The sequence below is a fragment of the Microbacterium sp. CPCC 204701 genome (assembly GCF_004010105.1).
GTDB lineage: Bacteria > Actinomycetota > Actinomycetes > Actinomycetales > Microbacteriaceae > Microbacterium.
Genome location: NZ_RRYE01000127.1, coordinates 1 through 7780, shown reverse-complemented (window position 1 = coordinate 7780; position 7780 = coordinate 1). Strand labels below are relative to the sequence as shown.

At 69.6% G+C, this 7780-nt stretch carries 9 protein-coding genes; 5 read left to right on the top strand and 4 right to left on the bottom strand.

Going from position 1 to position 7780, the window contains the following annotated elements; genetic code table 11:
• Positions 1-276: 276 nt before the first annotated feature.
• Positions 277-987, top strand: coding sequence for an endonuclease/exonuclease/phosphatase family protein (locus EIO58_RS09385; protein ID WP_127819315.1), 711 nt, complete (start codon positions 277-279; stop codon positions 985-987).
• Positions 988-1004: 17 nt separating this feature from the next.
• Here the strand turns inward: EIO58_RS09385 and EIO58_RS09380 are convergent, their stop codons facing one another.
• The 3 genes from EIO58_RS09380 to EIO58_RS09370 form a co-directional block, all read right to left on the bottom strand.
• Positions 1005-2348: a UDP-glucose dehydrogenase family protein gene (locus EIO58_RS09380; protein WP_127819314.1), complete on the bottom strand. Its 1344-nt coding sequence runs from the start codon at positions 2346-2348 to the stop codon at positions 1005-1007.
• Between the two features lie 172 nt (positions 2349-2520).
• Complete coding sequence (locus tag EIO58_RS09375; RefSeq protein WP_127819313.1) at positions 2521-3360, bottom strand: hypothetical protein; 840 nt, start codon at positions 3358-3360, stop codon at positions 2521-2523.
• Between the two features lie 8 nt (positions 3361-3368).
• Positions 3369-3731 (bottom strand): hypothetical protein, encoded by a 363-nt coding sequence (locus tag EIO58_RS09370; protein ID WP_127819312.1) that lies wholly within the window; start codon positions 3729-3731, stop codon positions 3369-3371.
• Positions 3732-3975: 244 nt separating this feature from the next.
• Between EIO58_RS09370 and rplM the strand changes: the two genes are divergently transcribed.
• From rplM to EIO58_RS09350, 4 genes are all read left to right on the top strand, one after another.
• Complete coding sequence (gene rplM / locus EIO58_RS09365; protein WP_127819311.1) at positions 3976-4422, top strand: 50S ribosomal protein L13; 447 nt, start codon at positions 3976-3978, stop codon at positions 4420-4422.
• A gap of 25 nt (positions 4423-4447) precedes the next feature.
• Entirely contained in the window at positions 4448-4924 is a 477-nt protein-coding gene (gene rpsI, locus EIO58_RS09360) for a 30S ribosomal protein S9 (RefSeq protein ID WP_127819310.1), read from the top strand.
• 16 nt (positions 4925-4940) lie between these two features.
• A complete protein-coding gene (gene glmM, locus EIO58_RS09355; RefSeq protein WP_127819309.1) occupies positions 4941-6296 on the top strand; it encodes a phosphoglucosamine mutase in 1356 nt (451 codons plus the stop codon).
• Between the two features lie 377 nt (positions 6297-6673).
• Positions 6674-7435, top strand: coding sequence for a hypothetical protein (locus tag EIO58_RS09350; protein ID WP_240658681.1), 762 nt, complete (start codon positions 6674-6676; stop codon positions 7433-7435).
• A gap of 18 nt (positions 7436-7453) precedes the next feature.
• Here EIO58_RS09350 and EIO58_RS09345 read toward each other — a convergent pair.
• A partial coding sequence (locus tag EIO58_RS09345; RefSeq protein WP_446723913.1) for a Ppx/GppA phosphatase family protein occupies positions 7454-7780 on the bottom strand: 327 nt, incomplete at its 5' end.

The following is a 7780-nucleotide window of genomic DNA, read 5'->3' as shown; positions in this document are numbered from 1 at the left end:
CGGGCGATGCGGCTCGCGTCGAGCGCGTCGGCCAGCTCGACGTGCGCGGAGGCGGGGGATGCGGATGCGGCCATGGAGTCCTCCTGGAGGTGTTCGGGCGGCTCACGCTCGGATGCCATGAGCACGGCACACCACTCCAGAGCCGCGGCATCCGGATTTCGTACATCGTGGCTCGGACCATCGCGCCTCGGACGATCGATGCTCGCTGTGAGGTCGCAATGCGGACGCCGCGAAGTCACCCGCCGGAAATCTCCCGCGGCATAGGCTGACAAGGACATGAAGGTCATCTCGTACAACCTGCGCAAGCACCGTGCCGCCGGAGAGCTGGCGCACCTGGTCGAGCGTCACGGCGCCGACGTGCTGTGCCTTCAGGAGGTCGACACGACCGACATCCCGCACGAGATGTCGGGTCTGCGGCTCGCCGAGTCGACGCAGAACAACCGGCTCGGCCTCGCCGTGTACTACCGCGAGAACACGTACCGCGCCGTCGGGATCCGCGCGCTCGCGCTGAAGAAGTCGCTGCACGACCGTGTGCTGAAGCCGGCGGAGGAGCGGATGCTGGGGGTGCGGCTGCATGACATCGACGAGAACGTCGACCTGATCGTGGCGTCGTTCCACGCCGCGCCGCTCACGGCGCTGAACTCGCTGCGGCGCCACCAGATCCGCACGGCGCTCGCCGAACTCCAGCAGCTGGGCGAGGGACTGCCGGCGCTCATGGTGGGGGACTACAACTACCCGGTGTTCAAAGAGCGTCTCGGCCAGCACGTGCGCGACCAGGGCTACGAGCTCAACCTCAGCGACTCGCGCACCTATACGCGCTACCGCTTCTTCCGCGGTCACTACGACTTCGCGACGTCGGTGGGGTTCGAGATCGACCGCGTGCGCACCCTGCCGCAGGGTCTCAGCGACCACCTGCCGATCCTGGTGACCGCACGACCGGTAGCCGGCGTGAGGCGAACGGTCGAGGCCGAGACCGACGTGGCCTGAGCCGGGGGGGGCGACGGCTACGGCTTGCCCATCCCGAGGTACTGCCAGCCGGCGGCGCGCCAGGCGGCGGCATCCCAGCCGTTGCGGCCGTCGATCGCGACGCGGCCGGCCGTGAGCGTCGACGCGTGCTCGGGGGTGAGCTCGCGGCGGTAGGTGTCCCACTCGGTGACCATCAGGATGGCGTCGGCGTCGCGGATCGCGTCGTCGCGGTCTTCGATGTAGGTCAGCTGCGGGTGCAGGCGTCGGGCGTTGTCGATCGCGGCGGGGTCGGTGACGACCACGTCGGCTCCGAGCCCGCGGAGGCGGACGGCGACGTCGAGGGCGGGGGAGTCGCGGACGTCGTCGCTGTAGGGCTTGAACGCGGCGCCGAGCACCGCGATGCGCCGCTCGAACACCGAGCCTCCGAGTCCTTGGATGACGAGGTCGACCGCGCGGTCGCGGCGGCGCAGGTTGATGGCGTCGACTTCGCGAAGGAACGCGACGGATTCGCCGCGGCCGAGTTCTTCGGCGCGGGCGGAGAATGCGCGGATGTCTTTGGGGAGGCATCCGCCGCCGAATCCGATCCCGGAACCGAGGAAGCGGCGTCCGATGCGGGCGTCGTGCCCGATCGCGTCGGCGAGCTGGGTGACGTCGGCGCCGGTGGCTTCGGCGATCTCGGCCATCGCGTTGATGAACGAGATCTTCGTCGCAAGGAACGCGTTCGCGGCGACCTTGACCAGTTCCGCGGTCGCCCAGTCGGTGACGATGAACGGCGTGTCCGCGGCGACGGCCGGGTGATACACCTCCCGCAGGATGTCAGCGGCGCGCCGGCCTGCGTCGACCTCCCCGGCCTGCCCTGTCGCTGAGCCGGTCGAGGCGCCGATCCCGACCACGAGCCGGTCGGGTTCGATCGTGTCTTTGACCGCCCATCCTTCACGGAGGAACTCGGGGTTCCACACCAGGGTGGCGCCGGTCGCTTCGATGCGGGGTGCGAGTTCCGCCGCGGTGCCGACGGGGACGGTGGACTTGCCGGCGACGATGTCTCCGGGCTGCAGCTGGGGGAGCAGCGCGTCGACGGACGCGTTGACGTAGGTGAGGTCTGCGGCGTGCCCGTGGGCCTGTTGCGGGGTGCCCACCGCGATGAAGTGCACGGCCGCTCCGGATGCCTCGGCGATATCGGTCGTGAACCTCAGGCGTCCTGACGCGATCCCCGCCGTGAGCAGTTCCTGCAGGTCGGGTTCGAAGAACGGCGCCTCACCCCGCGAGAGCGCACGGATCTTGCGCACGTCGACATCGACGCCCACGACCTCGTGCCCGATCGACGCCATGGCCCCTGCGTGCACGGCACCGAGGTAGCCGCAGCCGATCACTGAAATGCGCATGGCTCTCCGGTCCGCGGGACTCTCCCCGAGTACCCAGTTACCAGCGGGAAGTGACCGATCGGTTGCCGTCCGGTTACGCACCGCACTCGCCCGCACCCTGCTCACACTCGCCCACACCGGCCACGCCGGGTCAGAACGGGGGGCCTCTGACATCGGTCCCCGGACCCGCGCGTCAGACCAGCGTCGGGTCGGCGTCATTCCATTTCTCGATGCCCTGCACCACCCAGAACGCGAAGAACAGCACGAGAGCGGATGCCTCGACCACCAGCACCACCGGAAAGCCGAGGTCGTCCGTCCGCGGCAGCAACGCGTCGTACGCGATCAGGACGACCACGAGCCCCACGGCGATGGCGACGTACAGCACGCGGAAGACGAGCGCCGGCGGAGCGCCGCGGCGCGGGAATGCGTTGCGCACGGCGACGGCGGCGAACAGCGCGAAGAACGCGACGGTGGCGACGAGGTGGCCGTGCTGCAGGAACGCATCGGGCGCCAGCGTCCAGGTGAGCGCCACCGTCGCCAGCACCACGACGGCCACGACGAGCGAGAGGCCGACGGCGGCGAGCGACACTTGGCGCAGGGCCGCGAGCACCAGTGCGACTGCCACCGTGAGCCCGCCGATCACCAGGAAGGTCACGACGCCGTTCGCAGCATCCGGCTCGAACGCGGGCGGGAAGCAGCGGTCGGCGCACGGCACATCGACGCCGGGCACCGCACCCGGCGTGAGAGTCGTCGGCACCACCGCGATGAGGGGAGCGAACAGCGCCGCGGCGTCGAGCAGGGCGCGCTCCATCCCGCGCCCCGACAGCGCCACGAGCGCAAGCGACGCCGCGACGAGCGCGCCCACGAACGCGTTGCGGGCCGGCGTGAAGTAATAGTCGCTCACCGACGTGAGCCAGCCGACGGTCCCCACGGCCACCGCCACAGAGACGAAGATGACGACGACCGTGCCGGCGATGCCGATGCGCAGATAACGGTAGGTGCGCTCGAGCGACGTCGAGAGCGGAGCATCCACGGCGGGATCTACGAGCCGAAGTACTGCCGTGCCGCCCGCGTGTAGAGCAGGACCAGTCCGATGATCGACAATGCCGAGCCGGTGATGGCCGACCACAGGCTCTCACCGTTGAACATCCCGACCACCTCGAACACGATGTTGACCACGAACACGATCGTCGCGATGGTGCGCGCGGTGGGACTGCCGCGCCACAGTCCCACGCCGACGATGAGCGTGACGATGCCTATCACCAGGCTGATCCACCCGACGATCGCGGGCCAGGTGACGAACACGCCCGCGAGGATCACGAAGATCGATCCGACGATCTGCAGAAATCCGGACAGCCACGCGATGATCGCAACGAGAGTCACGCCGAGCGGGCGTTGTGCCATGGGTTCGTTCCCCTCTTCGTGGCGTCGCGGATGACGCCGGTTGCCCTCACAATAGCGAGCGGGCACGACAGCATTTGGACGAGGCATCCGTCTGGCGTAGTATTGATCTTTGGTGTGCGGCTCGGCTGACCCGGCACCACGAACGTGAGCCCTCCACTGGCGTGTTTCTCCGGTCATCGATCGGGAAACCACCCCGGAGTGGGATTCACGAACTTCTCCGTTCGATCAAGAAAGCAGCACTACTGTGACGCGCACTTACACCCCCAAGGCTGGCGAAGCCCAGCGCGAGTGGCTGGTCATCGACGCGACCGATGTCGTCCTCGGCCGCCTCGCCTCGCACGCCGCCGCGCTCCTGCGTGGCAAGCACAAGGCCACCTTCGCACCCCACGTCGACATGGGTGACTTCGTCATCATCGTCAACGCCGAGAAGGTCGCCCTCACCGGCCAGAAGCTCGAGCAGAAGAAGGCCTACCGTCACTCGGGCTACCCGGGCGGGCTGAAGTCGGTCACCTATTCGGAGCTCCTCGAGAAGAACCCCGTCCGCGCGGTCGAGAAGGCCGTCCGCGGCATGCTCCCGAAGAACACGCTGGGCCGCGACCAGCTGTCGAAGCTCAAGGTCTACCGCGGTGCCGAGCACCCGCACGCGGCGCAGAAGCCCACGACATACGTTTTCGACCAGGTCGCCCAGTAAGCGCCGCACAGACAAGGACACACTCGTGGCGAACATCGAAGAACCCACCAACTACTCGACCGAGACGCCGGTCGACGAGACTGCTGCCGTTGCCGCCGAGCGCCCCGTGCTCTCGGTCTCGGGTGCCGCGGTCGGTCGTCGCAAGCAGGCCATCGCCCGCGTGCGCGTCGTTCCCGGCTCGGGCACCATCACCGTCAACGGCCGTGCGTTCGCGGACTACTTCCCGAACAAGCTCCACCAGCAGCTCATCACCGACCCCTTCACGGTGCTGAACCTCACCGGCGCCTACGACGTCATCGTGCGCATCTCGGGTGGCGGCCCCTCCGGCCAGGCCGGCGCGCTGCGCCTGGGCATCGCCCGTGCGCTCAACGAGATCGACGCCGAGAACAACCGCCCCACCCTCAAGAAGGCCGGCTTCCTCTCGCGCGACGCCCGCGTCATCGAGCGCAAGAAGGCCGGTCTCAAGAAGGCCCGCAAGGCGCCTCAGTACTCGAAGCGCTGATCGGCTCACCTTCCGTATGCCGCTCTTTGGCACGGACGGGGTGAGGGGGCTGGCCAACGGCCCCCTCACCGCCGATCTCGCACTGTCCCTGGCCCAGGCGACCGCTGTCGTCCTGGGCCAGGGGCGTACTGCCGAGGCGCGTCGCGCCGCCGGCAAGCGTCTCACCGCCGTCGTCGCGCGCGATCCGCGCGTGTCGGGCGAGTTCCTCTCGGCCGCGGTCGAGGCGGGGCTCGCGTCGTCGGGCGTCGACGTCTACGACGCCGGCGTGCTGCCGACGCCCGCCACGGCGTTCCTGATCGCCGACATGGATGCCGACTTCGGCGTCATGGTGTCGGCATCCCACAATCCCGCCCCCGACAACGGCATCAAGATCTTCGCTCGCGGTGGCGTGAAGCTTCCGGACATCGTCGAACAGCGCATCGAGAGCGCCATGTCAGGGCCGAAGCTGCTGCCGACGGGAGCCGAGGTCGGACGCATCCGCCGGTTCGCCGACGCGGAGGACCGCTACGTCGTTCACCTGCTGGGCTCGCTGCCGTATCGCCTGAACGGACTGCATGTGGTGCTCGACTGCGCCCATGGCGCGGCATCCGGGGTCTCTCCCGAGACGTTCCGCGACGCCGGCGCGCGAGTCACGGTGATCGGAGCCGACCCGGACGGGCTGAACATCAACGACGGCGTGGGCTCGACCCACCTCGACGTGCTCGCCAAGGCCGTCGTGGCGCACGGCGCCGACGTCGGCATCGCGCACGACGGCGACGCCGATCGGTGCCTCGCCGTCGACGCGCGCGGCGACGTCGTCGACGGCGACCAGATCATGGCGATCCTCGCGCTCTCGATGAAGCAGCGCGGAATGCTCGAGGATGACACCCTCGTCGCCACCGTCATGAGCAACCTCGGCCTGCACCGCGCCATGGACGCGCACGGCATCCGCGTCGAGACGACGGCCGTCGGCGACCGCTACGTGCTCGAGCGCATGACCCAGGGCGGATTCTCGCTCGGCGGCGAGCAGTCGGGCCACGTCATCATGAGCCGCTACGCGACGACCGGAGACGGTCTGCTCACCGGTCTGCACGTGGTCGCCGAGATGGCGCGGACGGGCAAGACGCTCGCCGAGCTCGCCTCGGTGATGACCGTGTACCCACAGGTGCTCATCAACGTGCGCGACGTCGACCGCTCACGCGTCGGCGATGAGATCGTGCAGGATGCCGTCGCCCGCCACACCGCCGAGCTCGGGCTGTCGGGGCGCGTGCTGCTGCGTCCGTCGGGCACCGAGGAGATGGTGCGCGTCATGGTCGAGGCCGGCAGCGAGGACGACGCCCGGCGTCACGCCGAGGCGCTCGCCGACGTCGTGCGGGAGCGCCTGGCGCTGTAGCGCCGGAGTGGGCTGCGGGTCATCGGGCGAGGTCGTCGCCGGTGAGGCCCAGCATCCGCGGCGCCGAGGCACACGCTCGCTGCGGCAGTCCCGTGGTCATCGTGCGATTTGCGGGATACCCGAGGTCGAGCCGCGTTATGCGGCGTTGCGGGAAGGTGACCCCGCCGCTCGAGCGGTGGCCTGGACCACTGGTTTGAGATCTGAGACTCCCAGTCTCTAGAGTTGGCCTGTGCCCGACGCTGGGGGTCGGACACAGCGATCCGCACACGCTTCGCGTGCTCAGGTGGGTCTGGTCGGTGCCGGGCGCTGGGGGTCCGGCACCGCGACCCGGCGGCGCGGACGGCCGTCGCGGAGGCCGGCGGCGGGATAATCGAGGGATGGCCCACTCCGCTCCCCGTTCGCGGCGACCCGCGGGTCAGACCCGCGAGCTGATGCTGCAGGTGGCCATCGAACGGGTTCGGGCCGAGGGCCTCCTGCTCGACTACGCCAACATCGAGCTCGAGGATCTGATCCGGGCCGCCGGGGTGCCGCGCTCGACCGTGTTCCGGATCTGGCCCGATCGTGTCGCCTTCGTCGCCGACCTCGTGCGGGCCCTGTTCGAGGCGGATCCCGGCTTCGACACGGGCATCGACGATGCGACCCGCGACCTGCTGCGGCGCTCGGTCGCCGCGAACCCCGAGGCGATGCGCACCGTCGAGGGCCGGCAGGCTGGGCTTCGCGAGGCCGTCCGGGTGACGGTCGCGCACAACATGGTCGTTGTCGAGGAGACCATCGCGTGGCGGGCGTACCGGACGATGTCGGCCGCGCTCGCGAGCGGCGACGCGGTGCCGGGCGGCGGCGAGATCCGCGAGCTGCTGTCGGAGCTCGAGGGCCGGTACCTCGATCGTATGGCGGAGATCTACCGAGCCCTCAACGATGCCTTCGGCCTGCGGATGCGCGAGGGGCTCACCGAGCGCGACCTGGCGGTGGCCGTCATGGCGATGATCGAGGGCATGAGCGACCACAGCCGGATCAGCCCTTCGATGGCCGGCGCCCCGCGCGTGGTCTCGCTGGGGCCGGAGGCGCCGGACGAATGGCACCTGGCCGGGATCGCGGTGTACGGCATCTACACGGCGTTCACCCAGCGGATGGACACATAGCCGGATTCGCGCGTCGCGCTACCAGCTCAGCTCCTCGATGTACCGCAGCAGCACGCCCTCGCGCAGCGCCCACGGCGACACCTCGAGCTCGTCGACGTCGAGCGTGCGCATGGCTTCGTGCAGCACGACGGCACCCGCGACGATCTGGAATGTGCGGTCGGGGGTGATGCCGGGCAGCTCCTGCCGGGCGGATGCCGGGATCCGTGCGAGCCGCGGGATCCACGAGCTGAGCGCGGCGCGCGGCAGCAGCATCCGTTCGATTCCCGACCAGCCCGGCACGGGATACCCGACGAGCTTCGCGAGCGAACGGATGGCCTTCGACGACCCGACGACGTGATCCGGCCG

Coding starts and splice junctions, on each gene's coding strand:
- EIO58_RS09350 (WP_240658681.1), top strand. CDS start 6,674: ATGGCCCACTCCGCTCCCCGTTCGCGGCGACCCGCGGGTCAGACCCGC.
- EIO58_RS09385 (WP_127819315.1), top strand. CDS start 277: ATGAAGGTCATCTCGTACAACCTGCGCAAGCACCGTGCCGCCGGAGAG.
- EIO58_RS09370 (WP_127819312.1), bottom strand. CDS start 3,731: ATGGCACAACGCCCGCTCGGCGTGACTCTCGTTGCGATCATCGCGTGG.
- glmM (WP_127819309.1), top strand. CDS start 4,941: ATGCCGCTCTTTGGCACGGACGGGGTGAGGGGGCTGGCCAACGGCCCC.
- EIO58_RS09380 (WP_127819314.1), bottom strand. CDS start 2,348: ATGCGCATTTCAGTGATCGGCTGCGGCTACCTCGGTGCCGTGCACGCA.